The 25,084-nt window shown below is 40.9% G+C and carries 24 protein-coding genes and 2 tRNA genes; 23 read left to right on the plus strand and 3 right to left on the minus strand.

Going from position 1 to position 25,084, the window contains the following annotated elements; all coding sequences use genetic code 11:
• Positions 1–76: 76 nt before the first annotated feature.
• On the minus strand, positions 77–718 hold the full coding sequence (gene plsY / locus Q4A91_RS04985; RefSeq protein WP_303209186.1) for a glycerol-3-phosphate 1-O-acyltransferase PlsY: 642 nt from the start codon (positions 716–718) through the stop codon (positions 77–79).
• Between the two features lie 135 nt (positions 719–853).
• Between plsY and parE the strand changes: the two genes are divergently transcribed.
• The 21 genes from parE (at position 854) to Q4A91_RS05095 (ending at position 21,733) form a co-directional block, all read left to right on the plus strand.
• A complete protein-coding gene (parE, locus tag Q4A91_RS04990; RefSeq protein ID WP_303209187.1) occupies positions 854–2,797 on the plus strand; it encodes a DNA topoisomerase IV subunit B in 1,944 nt (647 codons plus the stop codon).
• Positions 2,798–2,809: 12 nt separating this feature from the next.
• Positions 2,810–3,286, plus strand: coding sequence for a hypothetical protein (locus Q4A91_RS04995; RefSeq protein ID WP_303209189.1), 477 nt, complete (start codon positions 2,810–2,812; stop codon positions 3,284–3,286).
• Between the two features lie 18 nt (positions 3,287–3,304).
• Positions 3,305–3,847: a hypothetical protein gene (locus Q4A91_RS05000; RefSeq protein ID WP_303209191.1), complete on the plus strand. Its 543-nt coding sequence runs from the start codon at positions 3,305–3,307 to the stop codon at positions 3,845–3,847.
• Positions 3,848–4,614: 767 nt separating this feature from the next.
• Positions 4,615–5,463, plus strand: a complete 849-nt coding sequence (locus Q4A91_RS05010; RefSeq protein ID WP_303209193.1) for an aminoglycoside 6-adenylyltransferase — start codon at positions 4,615–4,617, stop codon at positions 5,461–5,463.
• 1 nt (position 5,464) lies between these two features.
• Positions 5,465–5,740, plus strand: coding sequence for a hypothetical protein (locus tag Q4A91_RS05015; protein WP_303209195.1), 276 nt, complete (start codon positions 5,465–5,467; stop codon positions 5,738–5,740).
• Positions 5,741–6,176: 436 nt separating this feature from the next.
• The gene (gene parC, locus Q4A91_RS05020; RefSeq protein WP_303209196.1) at positions 6,177–8,657 is read left to right on the plus strand and encodes a DNA topoisomerase IV subunit A; all 2,481 of its coding nucleotides are present in this window, start codon (positions 6,177–6,179) and stop codon (positions 8,655–8,657) included.
• 115 nt (positions 8,658–8,772) lie between these two features.
• On the plus strand, positions 8,773–9,810 hold the full coding sequence (locus Q4A91_RS05025; protein ID WP_303209253.1) for a branched-chain amino acid aminotransferase: 1,038 nt from the start codon (positions 8,773–8,775) through the stop codon (positions 9,808–9,810).
• Positions 9,811–9,922: 112 nt separating this feature from the next.
• Positions 9,923–10,153 (plus strand): DUF2969 domain-containing protein, encoded by a 231-nt coding sequence (locus Q4A91_RS05030; RefSeq protein WP_303209198.1) that lies wholly within the window; start codon positions 9,923–9,925, stop codon positions 10,151–10,153.
• A 49-nt stretch (positions 10,154–10,202) separates the two neighbouring features.
• A tRNA-Tyr gene (locus Q4A91_RS05035) sits at positions 10,203–10,283 on the plus strand.
• 8 nt (positions 10,284–10,291) lie between these two features.
• Positions 10,292–10,363, plus strand: a tRNA-Gln gene (locus tag Q4A91_RS05040).
• Between the two features lie 162 nt (positions 10,364–10,525).
• Positions 10,526–11,728: a 30S ribosomal protein S1 gene (gene rpsA, locus Q4A91_RS05045; RefSeq protein ID WP_001001617.1), complete on the plus strand. Its 1,203-nt coding sequence runs from the start codon at positions 10,526–10,528 to the stop codon at positions 11,726–11,728.
• Positions 11,729–11,810: 82 nt separating this feature from the next.
• Complete coding sequence (locus tag Q4A91_RS05050) at positions 11,811–12,308, plus strand: GAF domain-containing protein (RefSeq protein ID WP_303209201.1); 498 nt, start codon at positions 11,811–11,813, stop codon at positions 12,306–12,308.
• Entirely contained in the window at positions 12,308–13,966 is a 1,659-nt protein-coding gene (gene dnaX, locus Q4A91_RS05055) for a DNA polymerase III subunit gamma/tau (protein ID WP_303209202.1), read from the plus strand. Before Q4A91_RS05050 ends, dnaX begins: the two co-directional genes overlap by 1 nt.
• 27 nt (positions 13,967–13,993) lie before the next feature.
• On the plus strand, positions 13,994–14,188 hold the full coding sequence (locus tag Q4A91_RS05060) for a DUF3272 family protein (RefSeq protein WP_000198269.1): 195 nt from the start codon (positions 13,994–13,996) through the stop codon (positions 14,186–14,188).
• Between the two features lie 151 nt (positions 14,189–14,339).
• Positions 14,340–15,110, plus strand: a complete 771-nt coding sequence (gene sufC / locus Q4A91_RS05065) for a Fe-S cluster assembly ATPase SufC (protein ID WP_000114489.1) — start codon at positions 14,340–14,342, stop codon at positions 15,108–15,110.
• A 27-nt stretch (positions 15,111–15,137) separates the two neighbouring features.
• Positions 15,138–16,400: a Fe-S cluster assembly protein SufD gene (gene sufD, locus Q4A91_RS05070; RefSeq protein WP_303209239.1), complete on the plus strand. Its 1,263-nt coding sequence runs from the start codon at positions 15,138–15,140 to the stop codon at positions 16,398–16,400.
• Between the two features lie 10 nt (positions 16,401–16,410).
• The gene (locus Q4A91_RS05075; protein WP_303209240.1) at positions 16,411–17,637 is read left to right on the plus strand and encodes a cysteine desulfurase; all 1,227 of its coding nucleotides are present in this window, start codon (positions 16,411–16,413) and stop codon (positions 17,635–17,637) included.
• On the plus strand, positions 17,624–18,064 hold the full coding sequence (gene sufU / locus Q4A91_RS05080) for a Fe-S cluster assembly sulfur transfer protein SufU (protein WP_303209241.1): 441 nt from the start codon (positions 17,624–17,626) through the stop codon (positions 18,062–18,064). Before Q4A91_RS05075 ends, sufU begins: the two co-directional genes overlap by 14 nt.
• Positions 18,065–18,121: 57 nt before the next feature.
• The gene (gene sufB, locus Q4A91_RS05085) at positions 18,122–19,534 is read left to right on the plus strand and encodes a Fe-S cluster assembly protein SufB (RefSeq protein ID WP_303209242.1); all 1,413 of its coding nucleotides are present in this window, start codon (positions 18,122–18,124) and stop codon (positions 19,532–19,534) included.
• 19 nt (positions 19,535–19,553) lie between these two features.
• The gene (locus tag Q4A91_RS05090) at positions 19,554–20,123 is read left to right on the plus strand and encodes a hypothetical protein (RefSeq protein ID WP_303209243.1); all 570 of its coding nucleotides are present in this window, start codon (positions 19,554–19,556) and stop codon (positions 20,121–20,123) included.
• A 212-nt stretch (positions 20,124–20,335) separates the two neighbouring features.
• Entirely contained in the window at positions 20,336–21,733 is a 1,398-nt protein-coding gene (locus Q4A91_RS05095) for an APC family permease (RefSeq protein ID WP_303209244.1), read from the plus strand.
• A gap of 22 nt (positions 21,734–21,755) precedes the next feature.
• On the opposite strand, the gene Q4A91_RS05100 is transcribed toward Q4A91_RS05095, so the two are convergent.
• A complete protein-coding gene (locus tag Q4A91_RS05100) occupies positions 21,756–22,604 on the minus strand; it encodes a YitT family protein (protein WP_070567545.1) in 849 nt (282 codons plus the stop codon).
• Positions 22,605–22,744: 140 nt separating this feature from the next.
• Between Q4A91_RS05100 and Q4A91_RS05105 the strand changes: the two genes are divergently transcribed.
• Both Q4A91_RS05105 and Q4A91_RS05110 read left to right on the plus strand, forming a co-directional pair.
• The gene (locus tag Q4A91_RS05105) at positions 22,745–23,581 is read left to right on the plus strand and encodes a DegV family protein (RefSeq protein WP_303209245.1); all 837 of its coding nucleotides are present in this window, start codon (positions 22,745–22,747) and stop codon (positions 23,579–23,581) included.
• Positions 23,582–23,688: 107 nt separating this feature from the next.
• Entirely contained in the window at positions 23,689–23,964 is a 276-nt protein-coding gene (locus tag Q4A91_RS05110; protein WP_001284636.1) for an HU family DNA-binding protein, read from the plus strand.
• Positions 23,965–24,093: 129 nt separating this feature from the next.
• On the opposite strand, the gene Q4A91_RS05115 is transcribed toward Q4A91_RS05110, so the two are convergent.
• The gene (locus tag Q4A91_RS05115) at positions 24,094–25,080 is read right to left on the minus strand and encodes an L-lactate dehydrogenase (protein WP_000204722.1); all 987 of its coding nucleotides are present in this window, start codon (positions 25,078–25,080) and stop codon (positions 24,094–24,096) included.
• Positions 25,081–25,084: the final 4 nt, after the last annotated feature.

Genomic DNA, 25,084 nt, shown 5'->3' on the forward strand with positions numbered 1-25,084 from the left:
CTCCATAATTTCCATAGTGGTTTTTACCCACTACAGATATTATAGAGCCAAAAAACGTCAGTTTCAAACTGGCGTTTTATTTGTTAGGATTTTGATGGGTTAGGTTCAATCCCCAAGGGACGAGATTTTCAGTTTTATTTTTGATACGTGTGATATTATCCTTGTGACGAATGATAATCAAGCTAGCAAGTGCTAGGATAATCAAAATGAAGAGAGGGTCATAGCTGTTTAGGATAAAACCAAATAGTGGAAATAGGAGAACTCCGATAACGGCTGCGATAGAAGCGGTAACGCTAGACAGTGAAATCATACTACCTAGATAGAGGCTTCCAAAGAATACGATTGCTAGATAGAGACAGAAAACAGGCGCAAATCCAAAAATCACTCCAGCACTGGTTGCGACAGCCTTGCCACCCTTAAATCCTGCAAAGATAGGGAAAGTATGTCCAATCACAGCCAAAAAACCAAAGACGAGAGGTGATACACCTTGAAGGTGGAAAAGGATTGGAAGGAGAGTTGCCAAGGTTCCTTTAAAGAAGTCAATCACAAAGGTTGCCATACCCGCTTTCTTACCTAAAATTCGGAAAGTATTGGTTGTTCCGGTGTTTCCAGAACCATGTTCATGCAGATTTGTTTGAAAAAAAATTTGTCCAATCCAAAGACCAGATGGAATCGAACCTAGCAGATAAGCTAAAATTAATAATACAAATGTCATCATAGAACTATTATACCATGAAATGGTGTAGAAAGTCAGAGAATATCCTGTGAAATTGTGACGGCTGAAAGGGAAAAGCTTTGCAAAATCGCTAGAAAACCTGTAAAATAGAAAAGATGAACAAATAGGAGGTTCCTTGTGTCAAAAAAGGAAATCAATATTAATAACTACAATGATGACGCCATTCAGGTGCTAGAAGGGTTGGATGCAGTCCGTAAACGTCCGGGAATGTATATTGGATCGACTGACGGTGCTGGTCTCCATCACCTAGTCTGGGAAATTGTGGACAATGCAGTCGATGAGGCCTTGTCTGGATTTGGTGATCGCATCGATGTGACTATCAATAAATACGGCAGTTTAACCGTTCAAGACCATGGTCGTGGGATGCCAACTGGGATGCACGCCATGGGAATTCCAACTGTTGAAGTTATCTTTACTATTCTCCACGCTGGAGGAAAATTCGGTCAAGGGGGTTATAAGACATCTGGAGGTCTCCACGGGGTGGGTTCTTCCGTTGTTAATGCCCTTTCTAGTTGGTTGGAAGTTGAAATTACTCGTGACGGTACAGTCTACAAGCAACGTTTTGAAAATGGTGGAAAACCTGTTACAACCCTGAAGAAAATTGGTACAGCACCCAAGTCTAAGACAGGTACCAAGGTTACCTTCATGCCAGATGCAACTATCTTTTCTACGACTGACTTCAAGTACAATACCATCTCAGAACGCCTTAATGAGTCAGCCTTTCTCTTGAAAAATGTAACCTTGTCATTAACAGACAAACGAACAGACGAAGCAATCGAGTTCCATTATGAGAACGGGGTACAAGACTTTGTTTCTTACCTCAATGAAGACAAGGAAACCTTGACGCCAGTTCTATACTTTGAAGGCGAAGACAATGGTTTCCAAGTGGAAGTTGCCCTCCAGTACAATGATGGATTTTCAGATAACATTCTGTCCTTTGTCAATAACGTTCGTACGAAAGATGGTGGAACGCATGAGACGGGACTCAAGTCTGCCATTACTAAGGTCATGAATGACTACGCGCGTAAGACAGGACTTCTCAAGGAAAAAGATAAAAACCTTGAAGGTTCAGATTATCGCGAGGGACTAGCAGCCGTTCTTTCTATTCTCGTTCCTGAAGAACACCTCCAGTTTGAAGGTCAGACCAAGGATAAACTAGGGAGTCCTCTGGCTCGTCCAGTTGTGGATGGGATTGTGGCTGATAAGTTGACCTTCTTTCTTATGGAAAATGGTGAACTGACTTCCAATCTCATCCGCAAGGCTATTAAGGCGCGTGATGCCCGTGAAGCGGCTCGCAAAGCGCGTGATGAGAGCCGAAATGGTAAGAAAAATAAAAAAGATAAGGGCTTGTTGTCTGGGAAATTGACCCCAGCCCAGTCTAAAAACCCTGCCAAGAATGAACTTTACCTGGTTGAGGGGGACTCTGCCGGCGGTTCTGCCAAGCAAGGTCGTGACCGTAAGTTCCAGGCTATCTTGCCTCTTCGAGGTAAGGTTATCAATACAGCCAAGGCCAAGATGGCAGATATTCTCAAAAATGAAGAAATCAATACCATGATTTATACCATCGGTGCGGGTGTTGGGGCAGACTTCTCACTTGAAGATGCCAACTATGACAAGATCATTATCATGACCGATGCCGACACCGATGGTGCCCATATCCAAACTCTTCTTTTAACATTCTTCTACCGTTATATGCGTCCGCTAGTTGAGGCAGGCCATGTCTATATCGCCCTTCCGCCTCTTTACAAGATGTCCAAAGGGAAAGGTAAGAAAGAAGAAGTGGCCTATGCTTGGACGGACGGAGAGCTAGAAGAACTACGTAAGCAGTTCGGTAAAGGGGCTACCCTTCAACGCTACAAAGGTCTTGGTGAGATGAATGCGGACCAACTTTGGGAAACAACTATGAATCCGGAAACTCGTACACTCATCCGTGTTACGATTGAAGACCTAGCCCGCGCAGAACGCCGCGTCAATGTCCTCATGGGAGATAAGGTCGAACCACGCCGTAAGTGGATTGAGGATAATGTCAAGTTTACGCTGGAAGAAGCGACAGTGTTTTAAGGAGTATGATTAATGGATAGTTCAGGACATTCGATTTTTGGAAGTTATTTGGGTTTGGTTTTCTTAGTTTCTTTACCCTCGGCTATTCTTGCATTCTACATCGATAGTCGAAAAAAAAGCTTCCAAGGTTTATATGCACCGATTGTATTTACCTTGTTTATGATCTTGATGCTTTTATTCAATATGGATTCGTCAGAATCCGGTTCTTTAGTGGCATCCTTTGTCATGATTTTATTTGGTTTTCCTTTGATAGCAGGAACCTTAGTCTACACACTGATTCGATTGTGTTATGTCTATCCGGAGAAACGGTGGAAGGCTTTTTGGGTTTTCCTATCCTATGTTTTAGGTCCCCTATCTGTGGGTATTCTGGGATGGTATGTGGTAAATTTAGTTCAGATCCATCTGTTGACATTCTTGGTAATGATTTTGATGATTCTGGTTTCCTATCTTCCTCCTCTCTATCTCCATTACACCAAACGTAATCAGTAAGCAAAGGGGGAGTGAATAGTGAACAGTTATTTAATAATGATATTTTTCTTTCTCGAAATCATTGTTATTGCTGGGATAATTCTTGATGCAATTTCCAATAAAGAGAAAATAGAATATTCAAGCTCCTTAAGTTCCCTAGTATTTATGGCTTGTAATATAGGAATGTTTGTAGTGTTCAATCCGTCTTTAGACGAACCATACTTAGGAGCATTTGTACGGGTGTTTTCCATCTACGCTCATGCGCCTCTGTGCTTAACGTATGCGATTACTAGTCTTTATAAGAGTATCAAGCACGTCAAGTATTTCCCTAGTAAGTTTGCACGGATCCTAATATGTAACGTTGCACTTATATTTCTACTCTCAATTGTAAATGGTTTAGTATTATTTAGAGGGATTAAAGAAATCTATATATTTATTTTCTTGCAAGGCCTTTTTTCAGGAATTCAATTCCTACTTTGGATGCTTGAAAGAACAAGAGTTCGAAAACTACAACAACAAAAGAAAGAAGATGCTCCTTTTACTAACCATGTTTCAGATGAGGGTGACATAGATGAGAACTAACCAGGAAATGCTTGGACTGATTTTAAAAACAGCTGAAACTTTAAAAGTTGACGCTGGTAAGAACTCAAGTATCTCCTCCTCAATAATCTGACGGATGACCTTACTCAGACCCGTTTCTTTAAGGGTGTGGATGCTTCATATTATTACGAAGGGTATAACCTTCGCCATACAGTAAAGTTGCATCGTTCAAGTAAAAATGATTGTCACATTTGTTGTGTAAATAATATGTAGAATTGATGGAGGTTCAGTAATGATTAGGGAATTTATGTTTTCTATTTTCGTTATTGTCATAGTAATCTTTGGAATTATAAGTGATTTAATCTCCAACTTGGGGAGAAAAGAGTATGCTCGTTCAATATCCCTGTTTTTACTGTCCATTTTCACAATTGGTGTCTGTCTATCTGATATGCCAGTGAAAGGTAACTCGTACTATGGGGCAAGATTTATTTTGTTTTATATAGAATATTTCGCCCCCTTGATGTTTGTTTACTCATTTTATACTCTATATAAGAGCGTAATCCATTGTAGGCATTTTACGAGCAAATTAGCTATAATACTCCTGATCAATGCCACCTTCATCTTTCTCCTTTCATTGGTAAATATATTTGTTGTATGGGAAATCATAAAAAATTACCAAAGAAGCAACATAATATCTATTTGTTATATTTTAATCGTTTTGGGGATTTGTTCAACTATCCAATTGATAGTAGGCGAACTTGAGATGAAAAGAATACGAGGCGTCCAAAAACAAGAGGAGCAAGACGGCAATGAAAAATAATTCTATAAAAGATATGTGCAGACAACATAGAAGTGAAGCGCAAATGCTGAAATTGATTTTACAGGTAGCCGAAAATATACAAGTTGAAGCTGTCGCCATGTCTGGTTCACGGACAAACCCAAAAGCACCAAAAGATGAGTTTCAGGATTACGACGTGGTCTATGTCGTGGACGACTTAGATAATCTGACGAGTGACCTTTCTTGGTTAGACCAGTTTGGCACTCGTATCATTGAGCAGCATAATGTCCTAGGCAACCGTCGACTTTATCTGATGCTATTTGAAGATGGAAATCGGATTGATTTGACCCTCTGTCCTACGGAATATATTCAAGAGTGGGTGGATAGTGAAGCAGGGTTCACCGTTTTAGAAGATAAGAAGGGTTTGTTTGCCCCTTATTCACCAAGTCCTCAACGTTTTTGGACAAGCCCAGCTAGCACGATAAAGCTTGAAAAAGCCTGCAATGAATTTTGGTGGGTATCAGCTTACGTGGTCAAAGGAATCTGCCGCAAGCAAGTCATTTATGCCACAGACCATCTCTACGGAATTTGTCAACAAGAACTCTTGAAGGTCTTGGCTTGGCAGGTTGCAGCTGATAAGGGGACGATTGATATCGGCAAAAACTACAAGTATCTCTTTAACTATTTACCTGCTGAGAAAGAGAAAGAATTCTCAAATCTGCTTGATTTATCAAGTTTAGATAAAATCACTCGGTCTTTGTTTGCTACCATGGAACTTTTCCATCAAGAGGCTCAAATCCTTGCCCAAAAGATTGGATTTGACTACGATAAAGAAGTAGCTGAGAAGATGATTAAGTATGCTGAGGAGAGGTTGAACTAGTATGTTAGATTATGTATTTGCTACATTTTTTATGGGATTCCCAGGAGTACAAATTTTAGTATTGGTGTCCTCTATATTTCTAGCTATCAAAAGAAATAAGTTACATAAAAGGGTGTATGGATTATTTTTCCCGATTATTATAACGATGTGTAATATTTGGCTTATTTCAATAGATCGCACAGAGCTTTTTGATGATGCTTTAAGATTTTCTTTCTTTCTAATTTCTTTTTGTTTACCTATGCTTGTTTCTTCCACACTCTATCACTCAATACGCTGATATTATTTATACAAATCAATCAAGTGGAGAGTCTTCCCTGTAAGTTTCTGTTATTTATTCGGTTTAATTTTTCATTATCTTAATACAATGCATTGGGAGGAGCTATTTAGAGGGCAAAAGTTTATGTTTAATATCTTGCTGATATCAACTGTTATAGTTTCTTATTTACCTTGTCAATATTTGTACACACTTCAAAGAAGAAAGAATAATCCATAGGAAATAGTTGCCTTTACTTAATCTAAATAAGTGTTTGTGAATGACTTAAATAGTATCTAAAAATATTTTTCTTAATACCAATTTTAATGTAAAAACCACTCTACATTCTTTGAAAGGAGTTGAACACGCCCTAAATACTGTGTAAAAAAATAAATTCTTTTGAGAGCTTATTTCAAGAATTTATCTTTACACTTGGTATTTTACGGGCTCTGTATCCTATATGAGTAACATTCAAAACATGTCCCTTGAGGACATCATGGGAGAGCGCTTTGGTCGCTACTCCAAGTACATTATTCAAGACAGGGCTTTGCCAGACATTCGTGATGGATTGAAGCCGGTTCAGCGTCGTATTCTTTATTCGATGAATAAGGATGGCAATACTTTTGACAAGAGCTACCGCAAGTCTGCTAAGTCTGTCGGGAACATCATGGGGAATTTCCACCCACACGGGGATTCTTCTATCTATGATGCCATGGTTCGTATGTCTCAGGATTGGAAAAACCGTGAGATTCTAGTTGAAATGCACGGTAATAACGGTTCTATGGACGGAGATCCGCCAGCGGCAATGCGTTATACCGAAGCTCGTTTGTCTGAGATTGCTGGTTATCTTCTTCAAGATATCGAGAAAAAGACAGTTCCCTTTGCTTGGAACTTTGACGATACCGAGAAAGAACCTACTGTCTCACCAGCAGCATTTCCAAACCTCTTGGTCAATGGTTCGACTGGTATTTCGGCTGGATATGCCACAGATATTCCTCCGCATAATTTAGCTGAGGTCATTGATGCGACTGTTTACATGATTGACCATCCAACAGCCAAGGTGGACAAGCTCATGGAATTCTTACCTGGTCCAGACTTCCCTACAGGGGCTATCATCCAAGGGCGTGACGAAATAAAGAAGGCTTATGAAACTGGGAAAGGACGCGTAGTTGTTCGTTCCAAGACGGAGATTGAAAAGCTAAAAGGCGGTAAGGAACAAATCGTTATCACTGAGATTCCTTATGAAATCAATAAGGCCAATCTGGTCAAGAAAATTGATGATGTTCGTGTCAATAACAAAGTAGCGGGGATTGCCGAAGTTCGTGATGAGTCTGACCGTGACGGCCTTCGCATTGCTATCGAACTCAAGAAAGACGCTAATACCGAGCTTGTTCTCAACTATCTTTTCAAATACACCGACTTACAAATCAATTACAACTTTAACATGGTAGCGATTGATAATTTCACTCCTCGTCAAGTTGGAATTGTCCCAATCCTGTCTAGCTATATCGCCCACCGTCGTGAAGTGATTCTGGCGCGTTCACGCTTTGACAAGGAAAAGGCTGAGAAACGTCTTCACATCGTTGAAGGTTTAATTCGCGTGATTTCGATTTTGGATGAAGTCATTGCCCTTATCCGTGCTTCTGAGAACAAGGCTGACGCCAAGGAAAACCTCAAGGTCAGCTATGAGTTTACAGAAGAGCAGGCTGAAGCCATCGTGACCTTACAACTTTACCGTTTGACCAATACAGACGTTGTTGTCTTGCAGGAAGAAGAAGCAGAACTTCGTGAAAAGATTGCCATGCTTGCGGCTATCATCGGTGATGAACGTACCATGTATAATCTCATGAAGAAAGAACTTCGTGAGGTCAAGAAGAAATTTGCGACACCACGTTTGAGTACTTTGGAAGATACAGCAAAAGTGATTGAGATTGATACAGCTAGTTTGATTGCTGAAGAAGATACTTACATCAGCGTAACCAAGGCAGGCTATATCAAGCGTACCAGCCCACGTTCCTTTGCGGCATCCACTCTGGAAGAAATTGGCAAACGTGATGATGATCGTTTGATCTTTGTGCAAACTGCCAAGACAACCCAGCACCTCTTGATGTTCACTACTCTTGGAAATGTCATTTATCGACCAATCCATGAATTGGCAGATATTCGTTGGAAGGATATCGGAGAGCATCTGAGCCAGACCATTACAAACTTTGAAACTAACGAAGAAATCCTCTATGCAGAAGTAGTGGATCAGTTTGATGATGCGACAACTTATTTTGCAGCGACTCGCCTTGGTCAAATCAAGCGTGTAGAACGCAAAGAGTTCTCTCCATGGCGGACCTACAAGTCGAAATCTGTCAAGTACGCTAAGCTCAAAGACGAGACAGACCAGATTGTAGCAGTGGCTCCGATTAAACTAGATGGTGTTCTTTTGATTAGTCAAAACGGTTATGCCCTTCGTTTCAATATCGAAGAGGTTCCGGTTGTTGGTGCCAAGGCTGCAGGTGTCAAGGCTATGAACCTGAAAGCAGATGATGCGCTTCAGGAAGCCTTTATCTGTAACACCTCATCCTTCTACCTCTTGACCCAACGTGGAAGCTTGAAACGCGTTTCCATTGAGGAAATTCCAGCGACCAGCCGTGCTAAACGAGGACTACAAGTTTTGCGTGAGTTGAAAAACAAACCGCACCGTGTCTTCTTGGCTGGAGCAGTTGCAGAGCAAGGTTTCGTTGGTGATCTTTTTAGTACAGAAGTAGAAGAAAACGACCAAACGTTACTTGTCCAATCTAACAAGGGAACAATCTATGAGAGTCGATTGCAAGACCTCAACTTGTCAGAACGTACTAGCAATGGAAGCTTTATTTCAGACACCATTTCAGATGAGGAAGTTTTCGATGCTTACCTCAAAGAAGTCTTTAAAGAGGATAAAACAAATTCGTAAAAAGAATCAGTCCAGAGGGCTGATTTCTTTATGTTGAAAAAATTTTCAGAAAATTACAAATAATACTTGAAATTCTACTAGAAAAGTGTAGAATAGAACACATAGTTTGAATAGTATAAAGGAGAAACACATGACAGTTGCAATTGATTGGGAAAACCTTGGATTTGCTTATATGAAACTACCTTACCGTTATATCGCTCACTACAGAAATGGTCAATGGGATCAAGGAGAATTGACAGAGGATGCAACCTTGCATATTTCAGAGTCTTCTCCAAGTCTCCACTATGGACAGCAAGCATTTGAGGGATTGAAAGCCTATCGTACCAAGGACGGCAGTGTTCAATTGTTCCGTCCTGACGAAAATGCTAAGCGTTTGCAACGTACTTGTGACCGTCTTTTGATGCCACAAGTTCCAACAGAAATGTTTGTAGAAGCTTGTAAAGCAGTTGTGCGTGCAAATGAAGAATACGTCCCACCATATGGAACAGGTGGAACCCTTTATCTCCGTCCACTTTTGATTGGTGTTGGGGATATTATTGGGGTAAAACCAGCAGAAGAATATATTTTTACCATCTTTGCTATGCCAGTTGGAAATTACTTTAAAGGTGGTTTAGTTCCAACGAACTTCTTGATTCAGGATGAATACGACCGTGCAGCTCCAAATGGTACGGGTGCGGCCAAGGTAGGTGGGAACTATGCTGCTAGTCTTCTACCAGGAAAAATGGCAAAATCACGTAATTTTTCAGATGTTATCTACCTAGATCCAGCTACCCACACCAAGATTGAGGAAGTCGGATCAGCCAACTTCTTTGGAATCACAGCTAACAACGAATTTGTAACGCCATTGAGTCCATCTATTTTACCATCTATTACCAAGTATTCTTTGCTTTATTTGGCAGAACACCGCTTGGGCTTGACTCCGATTGAAGGTGATGTCCCAATCGATAATTTGGATCGTTTTGTAGAGGCTGGTGCTTGTGGAACAGCAGCAGTTATTTCTCCAATTGGAGGCATCCAACATGGCGATGATTTCCATGTTTTCTATAGTGAAACAGAAGTAGGACCTGTTACACGTAAACTCTATGATGAATTGACTGGTATCCAATTTGGTGATGTAGAAGCACCAGAAGGATGGATTGTCAAAGTGGACTAAAAGTCATGAAGTAAAGAAGAACTCCATAGCAGTTGTAAGGACTGAAATGGAGTTTTTTCTTGCTAGTTTGAGCATTTTCTTGTACAATAGAAAAAGTGAAAAGAGGTACAGTATGAGTAAAAAAGATAAGAAAATTGAAATCCAATTAACTGATGCAAAAGTGACTGTTGGAAAAGACAGCTATGAAGGATACGTTTTGACGATCGGGAAAAAGGTTATTGGAGAAATTGCCGAATTAGATAGCCAATTTGCCATCATAAATAATGGAAATGTCGATAGTTTTTATAAAAAACTTGAAAAAGCTGTGGAAATTTTGATTGAAAACTATAATTTGACAAAATAATACTTGTTTTATTGAAAATTTCATGATATAATAGCTCTCGTTAAACATTGGAGAGATAGCGAAGAGGCTAAACGCGGCGGACTGTAAATCCGCTCCTTCGGGTTCGGGGGTTCGAATCCCTCTCTCTCCATTCATCAATGGGGTATAGCCAAGCGGTAAGGCAAGGGACTTTGACTCCCTCATGCGTTGGTTCGAATCCAGCTACCCCAGTTCTTAGGTAATAAATTCAAGATAAAAAGGAAAATATCTTAGGGTATTTTATTTTTATAATTGAAAGACGTGAACGATGTGAACATGTCTTTGCGGGTGCTTAGGAAAAAAATTATAAGTATGTCAAGTTTGGAAAAACTTGATTGTTGGAGGATTTTTTAGATGAACGAATTTGAAGATTTGCTAAATAGCGTTAGCCAAGTTGAGCCTGGTGATGTTGTTAGTGCTGAAGTATTGACAGTTGATGCGACTCAAGCTAACGTTGCAATCTCTGGGACTGGTGTTGAAGGTGTCTTGACTCTTCGCGAATTGACAAACGATCGCGATGCAGATATCAATGACTTTGTTAAAGTAGGAGAAGTATTGGATGTTCTTGTACTTCGTCAAGTAGTTGGTAAAGATACTGATACAGTTACATACCTTGTATCTAAAAAACGCCTTGAAGCTCGCAAAGCATGGGACAAACTTGTTGGTCGCGAAGAAGAAGTTGTTACTGTTAAAGGAACTCGTGCCGTTAAAGGTGGACTTTCAGTAGAATTTGAAGGTGTTCGCGGATTCATCCCAGCTTCAATGTTGGATACTCGTTTCGTACGTAACACTGAGCGTTTTGTAGGTCAAGAATTTGATGCTAAAATCAAAGAAGTTGATCCAAAAGAAAACCGCTTTATCCTTTCACGTCGTGAAGTTGTTGAAGCAGCTACTGCGGCAGCTCGTGCTGAAGTGTTCGGTAAATTGGCTGTTGGTGATGTTGTAACTGGTAAAGTTGCTCGTATCACTAGCTTTGGTGCTTTCATCGACCTTGGTGGTGTTGACGGATTGGTTCACTTGACTGAATTGTCACACGAACGTAACGTATCACCTAAATCTGTTGTAACTGTTGGTGAAGAAATCGAAGTGAAGATCCTTGATCTTAACGAAGAAGAAGGACGCGTATCACTTTCACTTAAAGCGACAACACCTGGACCATGGGATGGCGTTGAGCAAAAATTGGCTAAAGGTGATGTAGTAGAAGGAACAGTTAAACGTTTGACTGACTTTGGTGCATTTGTTGAAGTATTGCCAGGTATCGATGGACTTGTTCACGTATCTCAAATTTCACACAAACGTATTGAAAATCCAAAAGAAGCTCTTACTGTTGGTCAAGAAGTTACTGTTAAAGTCCTTGATGTTAACGCTGACGCAGAACGCGTATCACTTTCTATCAAAGCTCTTGAAGAACGTCCAGCTCAAGAAGAAGGACAAAAAGAAGAAAAACGCGCTGCTCGTCCACGTCGTCCAAAACGTCAAGAAAAACGTGATTTCGAACTTCCAGAAACACAAACAGGATTCTCAATGGCTGACTTGTTCGGTGATATCGAACTTTAATCAAATTGACAATCATAAAATCCTTTGTTTAAAACAAGGGATTTTTCTTTTGTCTCTTTCCCATTTTTGATATAATAGTTCTATGTTAGATTCAGAAAAACAATCACAATATCAATTGTTAAATGAGGAACTCTCTTATTTACTTGAAGGTGAGAGCAATGTCCTTGCCAATCTTTCGAATGCTAGTGCTCTCCTAAAATCTCGCTTTCCGAATACTGTATTTGCAGGTTTTTATCTGTTTGATGGTAGCGAGTTGGTTTTAGGGCCTTTTCAGGGTGGTGTTTCTTGTATTCGCATTCCGCTTGGAAAAGGCGTGTGTGGAGAAGCTGCTGAGTTTCAAGAGACTGTTTTAGTTGGCGATGTGACCACCTATCCAAACTACATTTCTTGTGATAGTATGGCCAAAAGTGAAATCGTGGTTCCCATGCTCAAGAATGGTCAATTGCTGGGTGTCTTAGACCTGGATTCTTCACTTATTGATGATTACAATGCCATTGACCGTGATTACTTGGAACAATTTGTCGCTATTTTGCTTGAGAAGACTGAATGGGACTTTACGATGTTTGAGGAGAAAGCCTAATGTATCAAGCACTTTATCGAAAATATAGAAGCCAAACTTTTTCACAACTAGTAGGTCAAGAAGTTGTGGCTAAAACCCTAAAACAAGCGATCGAGCAGGAAAAGATTAGTCATGCCTATCTTTTCTCAGGCCCTCGTGGGACTGGGAAGACCAGTGTAGCCAAGATTTTTGCCAAGGCTATGAACTGTCCGAACCAAGTGGACGGAGAACCGTGTAATAACTGCTATATCTGTCAGGCTGTGACAGAAGGTAGCTTAGAAGATGTTATCGAAATGGATGCGGCTTCGAATAACGGAGTTGATGAAATCCGAGAAATTCGTGATAAATCCACCTATGCTCCTAGTTTGGCACGTTATAAGGTCTATATCATAGACGAGGTTCATATGCTGTCTACAGGAGCCTTTAATGCGCTTTTAAAGACTCTAGAAGAACCAACTCAAAATGTTGTCTTTATTTTGGCGACCACCGAATTGCACAAGATTCCAGCAACTATTTTATCGCGTGTCCAACGTTTTGAGTTTAAGTCGATTCGAACGCAAGATATTACGGCACATATTCATCATATTTTAGAAAAAGAAAATATCAGTTCTGAACCAGAGGCTGTGGAAATCATTGCCAGACGAGCTGAAGGTGGGATGCGGGATGCCTTGTCTATTCTGGACCAAGCTTTGAGTTTGACGCAAGGAAATGCTTTAACCACAGCTATCTCTGAGGAGATTACAGGCACCATTAGTCTATCAGCACTTGATGACTATGTAGCTGCCTTGTCTCAGCAGGATGTTCCAAAAGCGCTTGATTCTTTGAATCTTTTGTTTGAAAATGGTAAGAGCATGACTCGTTTTGTGACGGATCTCTTGCAGTATTTGCGCGATCTACTAGTTGTTCAGACAGGTGGCGAAAATGCTCATCATAGTCCAGTTTTTATGGACAATCTAGCTCTTTCTCAGGAAAGTCTCTTTGAAATGATTCGAATAGCGACTGTGAGCTTGGCGGATATGAAAGCAAGCCTACAACCTAAGATTTATGCTGAGATGATGACCATTCGTTTAGCGGAGATTAAGCCTGAACCAGTGCTTTCAGGAGCTGTCGAAAGTGAAATCTCTGCACTGAGACAGGAAGTAGTTCGTCTCAAGCAAGAACTTGCTAATGTTGGAACGGTGCCTAAACAAGTGGCGCCAGTCCCTAGCCGTCCAGCCACTTCCAAGACAGTCTATCGAGTAGACCGTAATAAGGTTCAGGCTATCCTACAAGAAGCTGTTGAAAATCCTGAATTGGCACGGCAAAACTTGATTCGCCTCCAGAATGCGTGGGGAGAAGTGATTGAGAGTTTAGCTGGACCTGATAAGGCTCTGCTTGTTGGTTCTCAACCAGTTGCAGCCAACGAACACCATGCTATTTTAGCTTTTGAATCTAATTTCAATGCAGGCCAAACCATGAAACGGGATAACCTCAATACCATGTTTGGCAATATTCTTAGTCAAGCGGCTGGATTTTCACCTGAAATCCTGGCAATTTCCCTAGAGGAATGGAAAGAGGTTCGTGCAGCATTTTCAGCTAAAAACAAGTCTTCTCAAGCAGATCAAGAGGTAGAAGAAGAGAGCCTGATTCCAGAGGGATTTGAATTTCTGGCTGATAAAGTCATGGTCGAAGAAGACTAAAAGTGGATTTCATGGTACAATAATCCTATGACTAGACAACAATTTATCGTGATAGCACTATTTACTGCTGCTGAGACTTATTTTTTCAATGAAGCTTGGATGACGGGTCGCTATTTCATGGCAGCCTTTTGGGCCATTCTTCTTTTTCGAAATTTTAGGTTAAGTTATGTAATGGGGAAAATAGTAGATGCCATTGATCAGCACCTAAACCGCAAGGATTAGTCACTAGCTTCTAAACAAAATCAAAGCCTTTTAGGCTTTTTTTTGTTATACTAGTAGAGTATATTTATGGACCTTTTCTTGTATTTTTTGAGAAATGTAAGTGATTTCTCTAAGGATAAAGGAAGTAGGCCAGAAAAAGAAAGGAACTATCATGTCAGTATTAGAGATCAAAGATCTTCACGTTGAGATTGAAGGAAAAGAAATTTTGAAAGGAGTCAATCTGACTCTGAAAACAGGAGAAATCGCTGCTATCATGGGACCAAATGGTACTGGTAAATCGACTCTTTCTGCCGCTATCATGGGGAACCCTAACTATGAAGTTACTAAAGGTGAGGTCTTGTTTGATGGCGTAAATATCCTTGAGTTGGAAGTGGACGAGCGTGCGCGTATGGGACTTTTCCTTGCTATGCAATACCCATCTGAAATCCCTGGAATTACCAACGCTGAATTTCTTCGTGCAGCTATGAATGCTGGTAAAGAAGATGATGAAAAGATTTCAGTTCGTGAGTTCATCACTAAACTAGACGAGAAAATGGAATTGCTCAACATGAAAGAAGAAATGGCAGAGCGTTACCTCAACGAAGGTTTCTCTGGTGGTGAGAAAAAACGTAATGAAATTCTTCAACTCTTGATGTTGGAACCAACTTTTGCTCTTTTAGATGAGATTGACTCAGGTCTTGATATTGACGCTCTTAAAGTCGTATCGAAAGGTGTCAATGCCATGCGTGGTGAAGGCTTTGGTGCTATGATCATCACTCACTACCAACGTCTCTTGAACTACATCACGCCAGACGTGGTACATGTGATGATGGAAGGTCGTGTGGTCCTTTCTGGTGGTCCAGAATTGGCTGCCCGTTTGGAACGTGAAGGATACGCAAAACTAGCTGAAGAACTAGGCTACGACTACAAGGAAGAATTGTAATTCCCTCGTATCTTTTAGGAGAAGTAAATGACTAAAGAGAATATTAAACTTTTTTCAGAAATGCACGCTGAACCAAGCTGGTTGGCTGACCTCCGTCAAAAAGCTTTTGATAAGATTGAGAGTTTGGAATTACCAGTCATTGAGCGTGTCAAATTTCACCGTTGGAATCTGGGAGATGGAACCATCACAGAAAGTGAACCTTCAGCAAATGTTCCTGACTTCACGACTCTAGATAATCACTTGAAGTTGGTTCAAGTAGGAACGCAGACTGTTTTTGAACAAACTCCAGTTGAATTGGCTGAACAAGGTGTTGTCTTTACAGACTTTCACTCAGCTTTAGAAGAAATTCCAGAGCTTATTGAGGAATTCTTCATGTCATCTGTTAAGTATGACGATGACAAGTTGGCAGCCTACCATACAGCTTACTTTAACAGTGGTGCTGTTCTCTACATTCCTGATAATGTTGAGATTACAGAGCCAATCGAAGGAATTTTCTACCAAGACAGTGATAGCGATGTGCCATTTAACAAGCATATTATGATTATCGCTGGTAAAAATTCTAAGATTAGTTATCTTGAACGTCTAGAGTCACGAGGTGAAGGTAGTGCCAAGGCAACTGCTAATATCACGGTTGAAGTGATTGCTCGTTCAGGTGCGCAAGTGAAGTTTGCTGCTATTGACCGTTTAGGTGAAAATGTCACTGCCTACATTAGCCGTCGTGGTAAACTAGGCAACGATGCCAGCATTGACTGGGCAATCGGTGTCATGAACGAAGGAAATGTCGTTGCGGACTTTGATAGCGACTTGATTGGAAATGGTAGCCATGCTGATCTTAAAGTCGTAGCTCTTTCAAGTGGCCGTCAGGTGCAAGGGATTGATACTCGAGTGACTAACTATGGATGTAACTCAATCGGAAATATCCTCCAACATGGGGTTATCCTTGAAAAAGCTACCTTGACCTTCAATGGTATTGGCCACATTATCAAGGGTGCTAAGGGAGCAGATGCGCAACAAGAAAGCCGTGTTCTCATGCTTTCAGACCAAGCGCGTTCAGATGCCAACCCAATTCTTTTGATTGATGAGAATGACGTAACTGCAGGTCACGCGGCTTCTATCGGTCAGGTGGATCCAGAAGATATGTACTACCTCATGAGCCGTGGCTTGGATAAGGCGACTGCTGAGCGTTTGGTTGTTCGCGGTTTCCTTGGCTCCGTAATTGTTGAGATTCCAGTCAAAGAAGTTCGTGAAGAAATGATTGCAACGATCGAAGAAAAATTGTCAAAACGCTAAGGGGAAGCCTATGTTAGATGTAGAAGCGATTCGCAAGGATTTTCCAATTTTAGACCAGATTGTCAACGATGAACCTCTGGTCTATCTGGACAATGCCGCGACGACACAAAAACCACTAGCAGTTCTGGAAACGATTAACCGCTATTATGAGCAGGACAATGCAAATGTTCATCGTGGGGTCCATACCTTGGCGGAGCGGGCGACAGCTTCCTATGAGGCGGCTCGTGAAACCATTCGTAAGTTTATCAATGCAGGCTCTACAAAGGAAGTTCTCTTTACCAGAGGAACGACAACCAGCCTTAACTGGGTGGCACGCTTTGCTGAGGAAATCCTGACTGAGGGAGACCAGGTCTTGATTTCAGTAATGGAACACCATTCTAATATCATTCCATGGCAGGAAGCTTGTCGCAAGACTGGGGCAGAGCTTGTCTATGTTTATCTCAAGGACGGAGCTCTGGATATGGATGACTTGCGCGCTAAATTGACGGACAAGGTCAAGTTTGTTTCGCTAGCTCATGCCTCTAATGTCCTTGGTGTGGTTAATCCTATCAAAGAAATCACGCAATTGGCCCACCAAGTTGGAGCTATCATGGTGGTGGATGGTGCTCAGTCTACGCCACATATGAAGATTGATGTTCAGGACTTGGATGTGGACTTCTTTGCCTTTTCAGGGCACAAGATGGCTGGTCCGACTGGTATCGGTGTTCTTTATGGCAAAGAAAAGTATCTGGAACAAATGTCTCCAATTGAATTTGGTGGTGAGATGATTGATTTGGTCTATGAGCAATCTGCTAGTTGGAAGGAATTGCCTTGGAAATTTGAGGCTGGAACGCCAAATATGGCAGGTGCTATCGGACTTGCTGCAGCAGTGGATTATCTGGAAAAGATTGGTATGGATGCCATTGAATCTCATGAACAAGAACTGATTGAATACGTCTATCCAAAATTGCAGGCCATTGAAGGTTTGACCATTTATGGTTCGCAGGACTTGGCTCAACGTTCAGGTGTCATTGCCTTTAACCTAGGTGATCTTCATCCTCATGATCTTGCGACAGCTTTGGATTATGAAGGAGTGGCTGTTCGTGCTGGTCACCATTGCGCCCAACCTTTGCTTCAGTATTTGGAAGTCCCAGCAACAGCTCGTGCAAGTTTTTATATCTACAATACCAAGGCAGATTGCGACAAGTTGGTCGATGCCCTACAAAAGACAAAGGAGTTTTTCAATGGCACTTTTTAAACTAGATAGCCTTTATATGGCAGTGGTAGCAGACCATTCGAAAAATCCTCATCACCAAGGGAAGCTGGAAGATGCTGAGCAAATCAGTCTCAATAATCCAACCTGTGGGGATGTTATCAACCTCTCTGTCAAGTTTGACGCAGAGGACCGTTTGGAAGATATCGCTTTTCTAAACTCAGGATGCACGATTTCAACTGCCTCTGCTAGTATGATGACAGATGCCGTTTTAGGAAAAACAAAGCAAGAAATTTTAGAACTTGCAACCATTTTTTCTGAAATGGTTCAAGGACAAAAAGATGACCGTCAAGACCAACTTGGCGATGCAGCTTTCTTATCAGGTGTTGCCAAATTCCCACAACGGATTAAGTGTGCAACTCTAGCTTGGAATGCCCTTAAGAAAACAATTGAAGATCAAGAAAAACAGTAAGACAAGTTTCTTTTGTCTTACGAATCAGTAGAAATGAAGAATGAAAGAAAGGATATTATGGCTGAAGAAAGAGTAGAACCAAAACCAATTGACCTTGGTGAATATAAATTTGGTTTCCATGACGATGTAGAGCCTGTCCTATCGACAGGAAAAGGATTGAACGAAGAAGTCATTCGCGAATTATCAGCTGCTAAGGGAGAACCTGAGTGGATGTTAGAATTCCGTTTGAAGTCTTATGAAACCTTCAAAAAAATGCCTATGCAAACCTGGGGAGCAGACTTGTCAGAGATTGACTTTGATGATTTGATCTACTACCAAAAACCATCTGACAAACCAGCCCGTTCTTGGGATGAAGTTCCTGAAAAAATCAAAGAAACCTTTGAACGTATCGGGATTCCAGAAGCTGAGCGTGCTTATCTAGCAGGTGCCTCTGCCCAGTACGAGTCAGAAGTGGTTTACCATAACATGAAGGAAGAGTTCCAGAAATTGGGGATTATCTTTACAGATACGGATTCTGGCCTCAAGGAATACCCAGACTTGTTTAAACAATACTTCGCTAAGTTGGTACCACCGACTGATAACAAGTTGGCGGCCCTCAACTCAGCAGTATGGTCGGGTGGAACCTTTATCTACGTGCCAAAAGGTGTCAAGGTAGATATTCCACTTCAAACCTACTTCCGTATCAACAACGAAAATACAGGTCAGTTCGAACGTACCTTGATTATCGTTGATGAGGGAGCAAGCGTCCACTACGTAGAAGGATGTACAGCACCAACATATTCTAGCAACAGCTTGCACGCTGCCATTGTAGAAATTTTCGCTTTGGACGGAGCTTATATGCGTTATACAACCATTCAAAACTGGTCTGATAATGTCTATAACTTGGTAACAAAACGTGCCAAAGCATTGAAAGATGCGACTGTTGAGTGGATTGATGGTAACTTGGGTGCCAAAACAACTATGAAATACCCATCTGTTTATCTTGATGGAGAAGGGGCGCGTGGTACTATGCTCTCTATCGCCTTTGCTAATGCTGGTCAACACCAAGATACGGGTGCCAAGATGATCCACAACGCTCCCCACACAAGCTCCTCTATCGTGTCTAAATCCATCGCTAAAGGCGGAGGAAAGGTGGACTACCGTGGACAAGTAACCTTTAACAAGAACTCTAAGAAATCTGTCTCTCATATCGAGTGTGATACCATTATCATGGATGACTTGTCAGCATCAGATACCATTCCGTTTAATGAAATTCACAACTCGCAAGTTGCTTTGGAGCACGAAGCCAAGGTATCTAAGATTTCAGAAGAACAACTATACTACCTCATGAGTCGTGGTTTGTCAGAATCTGAAGCTACTGAGATGATCGTTATGGGATTTGTAGAACCCTTCACAAAAGAACTTCCAATGGAATACGCAGTTGAGCTGAACCGCTTGATTAGCTATGAAATGGAAGGATCTGTCGGATAAAACCCAAAAGGAGAAGCAAATGGGATTCTTAAAAAAATTATTTGGTAATGTTGAAAAATCGAATAAAGGTGAAATTCCTGTCGAGGAAATTGTTCCACCTTTTACAGTTGATTTAGTAGAAGAAGCAGATGATTATTGGCGACAAATGGAACAAAACCTCTTGATAAATGCTGTAAAAGCTGCTGGTGGTCCTGAGTCGGTAGAACGCGCTTTTGTTCTTGCTAATTTCAAGGAAAATCAAGAAACCTTTGAGCTCTTTTATCAAGTAAACGGTCAGCTCCTTTCATGGAGAGAGATGGATGAGACTGTTATTGATAAAATCAGTAATCAACTCCTTCCACAAGCACCAGGTGTGGCACGTGCAGTAAATGAAAATTATGAAGAGGCAAATGTACCAGTAATCCAGTACGCTATGCTTCAGTTTGAAACTGCAACCATGGCTTGGTTTGGTCGGAAGCTGACAACAGCTTCTCCAGAAGCCCAATTGACTTTTGAAGAATTGGTATCAGGTTGGCGCGCTATTTTGGAACAAGAAGTTCCAAATCGTCCTTTAGATAGTGACCGTCCGTTCCCTTACTTTGAAGTTTAAAAAATCCCAAATCCCCAAAAACTTTCAATGGAGTATACTGTTGAGCTTACTCGCTTGATGAGTAACAAATTGAAAGAATCAGTGGGTAAAAATGCAAATTCTGAACAGGAATCCTTTCTGTTCAGAATTTTTTCAAAAAAGAACCTAATAAATATTCACAAAAATACTTTTATATGGTAAAATAAAACAATTACATTTAGTGGAGATGAAGTATGAATATTTTTAGAACCAAGGATGTTAGTCTGAGACAGACAGAGATGCATCGCCATTTGAAATTGTGGGATTTGATTCTTCTAGGGATTGGTGCCATGGTGGGGACAGGGATTTTCACCATTACAGGAACAGCAGCGGCTACCCTAGCTGGTCCCTCATTAGTGATTTCCATTGTGATTTCTGCTCTGTGTGTTTCTCTATCAGCCCTCTTTTTTGCAGAATTTGCCTCTCGTGTGCCTGCTACTGGTGGTGCTTATAGTTACCTCTATGCGATTTTAGGAGAATTGCCAGCCTGGATTGCTGGCTGGCTGACCATCATGGAATTCATGACGGCTGTTTCAGGTGTGGCGTCTGGCTGGGCAGCTTACTTTAAGGGATTGCTCAGTAATTATGGTATCTCCATGCCGCAAGCCTTGAATGGAACCTTTAACCCTGAACAAGGTGCTTATATCGATCTTCTACCTATTTTAGTACTGACATTGGTAACGGGATTGGTTTTATTAAATTCTAAGGCAGCTTTGCGATTTAATTCGCTTTTAGTGGTCTTGAAATTCTCAGCTCTCGCCTTATTTATCCTAGTTGGTATTTGGTACATCAAGCCTGAAAATTGGACGAATTTTGCTCCATTTGGTTTTGGTCAACTATATGGTGGAAGTACTGGGATTATGGCGGGTGCATCTTTGATGTTCTTTGGATTTCTCGGGTTTGAGTCTATTTCCATGGCAGTTGATGAAATTCAAAGCCCGCAAAAAAATATTCCTCGCGGAATTGTCCTTTCTCTGACAATCGTCACTATTCTCTATGCTTTGGTAACCTTAGTATTGACAGGGATTGTTCACTACAGTAAGCTCAATGTGGACGATGCAGTAGCATTTTCATTACGGAGTATTGGTATCGGCTGGGCGGCCAATTATGTTTCGCTTGTAGCCATTCTAACCCTGATAACCGTATGTATCTCCATGACTTATGCTTTGTCTCGGATGATTTATAGCTTAGCACGTGATGGACTTTTACCTCAAAGTTTCAAACAATTAAGCAAGACTAGTCGCGTTCCTAAAAATGCGACCCTTTTAACAGGAGTTGCTTCAGCCATTGCTGGAGGAGTGTTTCCTCTAGCCAGTATTGCAGCCTTCTTAAATATTTGTACGCTAGCTTATCTCATTTTGCTAGCCTACGGAATAATAAAACTCAGAAAGGATAAGGGCATGCCAAAAGAGGGAGAGTTTAAAACTCCCTTGGTGCCACTTTTGCCAATTCTTTCCATTCTTATCTGTGTTTCCTTTATGCTTCAATATAGTCTAGATACCTGGATTGCCTTTGGCATTGCTCTTGTAGTTGGTCTAGTCATTTACTTTACTTACGGGTTCCGCCATTCAACGCTCGCAGAAGAAGAATAAAAGCTGGGAATTCCCAGCCTTTTTAATCTTTCACATAAGTAAATCCTTCACCCAGAATTTCATGAGCCTCAGTGATGGTGATAAAGGCTTGAGGATCAATTTTGTGAATCATATCTTTCATTTTAACGATTTCGTTACGACCGACGATACAGTAGATGATTTTTAAATCCTTTTTGCTGTAGTAGCCTTGACCAGATATAAAGGTAACGCCACGTCCGAGTTCATCGTTAATCTCTTTGGCCAATTGATCAGGATATTGGGTAATAATCATAAATCCTTTACCAGCATAGCCTCCTTCGCCGATCAAGTCGATAACACGAGCGATGATAAAGTCAAATAAGAGGGTATAGGTAACTAGACGAAGGTCCTGGAAGATAATCAAAATCAACATTAGGATAAAAAAGTCAATCCCAAAGAGCAATTTACCAATCGAAATATTGGTGTATTTGTTGAGGATACGGGCAACGATATCAGAGCCACCAGTGGTTCCACCAGCATTAAAGATAATTCCTAAACCAACCCCTAGTAAGACACCTGAGACTAAAGCGACAATGATGAGATCCCCTTGCAAGTCGATGTGCAAAGGAATGCGCTCAAAGATTGCAAGCCAAATGGAAAGAGAAATAGATCCTAGAAGGCTGGAGTAGAGGGTCTTAGGTCCAAATATCTTCCAAGCCAGGATAAATAAAGGGATATTGATTAAGAGGTTCATCAATGAGACAGGGATTTTAAAAAGATAGTAGGTAATCAAGGTAATACCTGTCGCCCCTCCCTCAAATAAATGATAAGGAACAACAAAGTAAGTAAGACCGAAGGCATAGATAGCAGCTCCAAAAATAATAGTGATAATCGGTTGAAGTTTTCGAATCATGGCTGTTCCTCACTTTTCTATAGATAGATTATACCAAAAATTCAGTTCTTTTCATCGGATCACTTATGATTTTTTATCATTTTTTTGATATAATAAAGGAGAAAATCCCAATCCTATCGAGAAGAATAGAAAGATTGATTATGACACAAGTAAAAATTGTAACGGACTCTTCTGTTACTATCGAACCAGAAGTAGTTAAAGAATTAAATATCACCGTTGTTCCTCTATCAGTTATGATTGATAGTGTGCTTTATTCGGATGCAGATTTGAAAGAGGGAGAATTCCTTCATCTTATGCAACAAAGTAAGAATCTGCCTAAAACAAGCCAGCCCCCTGTGGGAGTGTTTGCTGAGGTCTTTGAAGAACTAGGTAAAGATGGCAGTCAAATTATCGCCATTCACATGTCCCATGCTTTGTCTGGAACTGTGGAAGCTGCTAGCCAAGGGGCAAGTCTCTCAACTGCTGATGTAACGGTTATTGATAGTTCCTTTACAGATCAAGCGATGAAGTTCCAAGTTGTTGAAGCCGCAAAACTTGCTAAAGAGGGTAAAGACTTAGAAACGATCTTAGCTCATGTAGAGGACGTCAAAAATCATACAGAACTTTATATCGGTGTTTCGACGTTAGAAAACTTAGTTAAGGGTGGTCGTATTGGACGTGTGACAGGATTACTAAGTTCACTCTTGAATATTCGTGTAGTAATGCAGATGAAAAACCACGAACTCCAACCTATCGCCAAAGGACGTGGATCGAAAACTTTCAAAAAGTGGCTTGAGGAATTAACCAATACTCTTTCCAAAAAATCAGTTGCAGAGATTGGCATTTCCTACGCTGGAACGAACGAATGGGCGAATGAGATGAAGGCATTATTGCAACCTTATGTTGAGAAACCAATCTCTGTATTGGAAACTGGCTCTATTATTCAAACTCATACTGGAGAGAATGCTTGGGCGATTCTAATTCGCTACAATTCCTAAAAAAATAGAGAAAAAATGGTCAAAATAGTGTTTTTGACTTGACCTATAGCCGATTTTAGGATATGATTATATTTGTTAATTAGAAATTATTTGGAGGATTTGTTAACATGGCAAACAAACAAGATTTGATCGCTAAAGTAGCAGAAGCTACAGAATTGACTAAGAAAGATTCAGCAGCAGCAGTTGACGCGGTATTTGCAGCAGTAACTGAATACCTTGCAGCTGGTGAAAAAGTTCAATTGATCGGTTTCGGTAACTTTGAAGTTCGTGAGCGTGCTGCACGTAAAGGTCGCAACCCACAAACTGGTAAAGAAATCAAAATCGCAGCTTCTAAAGTTCCAGCATTCAAAGCTGGTAAAGCTCTTAAAGACGCTGTTAAATAATGAATTTTCAAAAAGCCTATTGTATCAAGCTTCATTGCTTGGTCGATAGGCTTTTTTTGTTGCTTTGGGGTATTTTTGGGGCAAAAAGAAAAAAGAAAAAGGTTCCCATGGATGAGAACCTTCTTTTCATTAGTTTTTAGAAGCTGCTTGGAATTCAGGGTTTTTCCATGCTTCATCAATGATAGCTTGCAATTCTTTAGCAGATGCTTGCATTTTTTGAGTTTCAGCATCATTCAATGGAATGTTTACTGGACGAACGATACCGTGAGCACCAACAACAGCTGGTTGACCGATAAAGACGTTTTTAACACCGTATTGACCTTCTTGGAAGACTGAAAGTGGAAGTACTGCATTTTCGTCATCAAGGATTGCTTTTGTGATACGAGCAAGCGCTACAGCGATACCGTAGTAGGTAGCTCCTTTTTTGTTGATGATTGTGTAGGCAGCGTCACGAACACCTTCGAACAATTCAATCAATTCAGCTTCTTGAACGTTTTGAGTGTCTTTAAGGAATTCTTCAAGGTTTACACCAGCGATGTTAGCGTGTGACCAAACCGCAAATTCAGAATCTCCGTGTTCACCCATGATGTAGGCGTGAACGGAACGAGCATCAACATCCAATTTTTCAGCAAGTGCTTGACGGAAACGTGCTGAGTCAAGTGAAGTACCTGAACCGATAACACGTTCTTTAGGGAATCCAGAGAATTTCCAAGTTGAGTAAGTCAAAACATCAACTGGGTTAGCTGCAACAAGGAAGATACCATCGAAACCTGATTCAACAACTTGTGTTACAATTGATTTGTTGATAGCCAAGTTTTTACCTACAAGGTCAAGACGAGTTTCGCCTGGTTTTTGAGGAGCACCTGCAGTGATAACAACAAGGTCAGCGTCTGCACAGTCAGAGTATTGAGCAGCGTAGATTTTTTTAGGTGAAGTGAAGGCAAGGGCGTGGCTAAGGTCAAGCGCATCACCAACAGCTTTTTCGTGTAATTGTGGAATTTCAATAATTCCAAGCTCTTGTGCAATTCCTTGGTTAACAAGTGCGAAAGCATAAGATGAACCTACGGCACCGTCACCAACAAGGATCACTTTTTTGTGTTGTTTAGTTGAAGTCATTATC

Source organism: Streptococcus sp. (genome assembly GCF_030528045.1).
In the GTDB taxonomy this organism is placed as follows: domain Bacteria; phylum Bacillota; class Bacilli; order Lactobacillales; family Streptococcaceae; genus Streptococcus.

Excerpts from the sequence above, each read along its gene's own strand:
- Q4A91_RS05010 (WP_303209193.1), top strand. The coding sequence starts at position 4,615 with ATGAAAAATAATTCTATAAAAGATATGTGCAGACAACATAGAAGTGAA.
- parC (WP_303209196.1), top strand. The coding sequence starts at position 6,177 with ATGAGTAACATTCAAAACATGTCCCTTGAGGACATCATGGGAGAGCGC.
- rpsA (WP_001001617.1), top strand. The coding sequence starts at position 10,526 with ATGAACGAATTTGAAGATTTGCTAAATAGCGTTAGCCAAGTTGAGCCT.
- Q4A91_RS05060 (WP_000198269.1), top strand. The coding sequence starts at position 13,994 with ATGACTAGACAACAATTTATCGTGATAGCACTATTTACTGCTGCTGAG.
- sufD (WP_303209239.1), top strand. The coding sequence starts at position 15,138 with ATGACTAAAGAGAATATTAAACTTTTTTCAGAAATGCACGCTGAACCA.
- Q4A91_RS05030 (WP_303209198.1), top strand. The coding sequence starts at position 9,923 with ATGAGTAAAAAAGATAAGAAAATTGAAATCCAATTAACTGATGCAAAA.
- Q4A91_RS05105 (WP_303209245.1), top strand. The coding sequence starts at position 22,745 with ATGACACAAGTAAAAATTGTAACGGACTCTTCTGTTACTATCGAACCA.
- Q4A91_RS05095 (WP_303209244.1), top strand. The coding sequence starts at position 20,336 with ATGAATATTTTTAGAACCAAGGATGTTAGTCTGAGACAGACAGAGATG.
- dnaX (WP_303209202.1), top strand. The coding sequence starts at position 12,308 with ATGTATCAAGCACTTTATCGAAAATATAGAAGCCAAACTTTTTCACAA.
- Q4A91_RS05015 (WP_303209195.1), top strand. The coding sequence starts at position 5,465 with ATGTTAGATTATGTATTTGCTACATTTTTTATGGGATTCCCAGGAGTA.
- Q4A91_RS05100 (WP_070567545.1), bottom strand. The coding sequence starts at position 22,604 with ATGATTCGAAAACTTCAACCGATTATCACTATTATTTTTGGAGCTGCT.
- Q4A91_RS05110 (WP_001284636.1), top strand. The coding sequence starts at position 23,689 with ATGGCAAACAAACAAGATTTGATCGCTAAAGTAGCAGAAGCTACAGAA.
- Q4A91_RS05050 (WP_303209201.1), top strand. The coding sequence starts at position 11,811 with ATGTTAGATTCAGAAAAACAATCACAATATCAATTGTTAAATGAGGAA.
- Q4A91_RS05115 (WP_000204722.1), bottom strand. The coding sequence starts at position 25,080 with ATGACTTCAACTAAACAACACAAAAAAGTGATCCTTGTTGGTGACGGT.
- sufB (WP_303209242.1), top strand. The coding sequence starts at position 18,122 with ATGGCTGAAGAAAGAGTAGAACCAAAACCAATTGACCTTGGTGAATAT.
- sufC (WP_000114489.1), top strand. The coding sequence starts at position 14,340 with ATGTCAGTATTAGAGATCAAAGATCTTCACGTTGAGATTGAAGGAAAA.
- sufU (WP_303209241.1), top strand. The coding sequence starts at position 17,624 with ATGGCACTTTTTAAACTAGATAGCCTTTATATGGCAGTGGTAGCAGAC.
- plsY (WP_303209186.1), bottom strand. The coding sequence starts at position 718 with ATGATGACATTTGTATTATTAATTTTAGCTTATCTGCTAGGTTCGATT.
- Q4A91_RS04995 (WP_303209189.1), top strand. The coding sequence starts at position 2,810 with ATGGATAGTTCAGGACATTCGATTTTTGGAAGTTATTTGGGTTTGGTT.
- Q4A91_RS05075 (WP_303209240.1), top strand. The coding sequence starts at position 16,411 with ATGTTAGATGTAGAAGCGATTCGCAAGGATTTTCCAATTTTAGACCAG.
- Q4A91_RS05090 (WP_303209243.1), top strand. The coding sequence starts at position 19,554 with ATGGGATTCTTAAAAAAATTATTTGGTAATGTTGAAAAATCGAATAAA.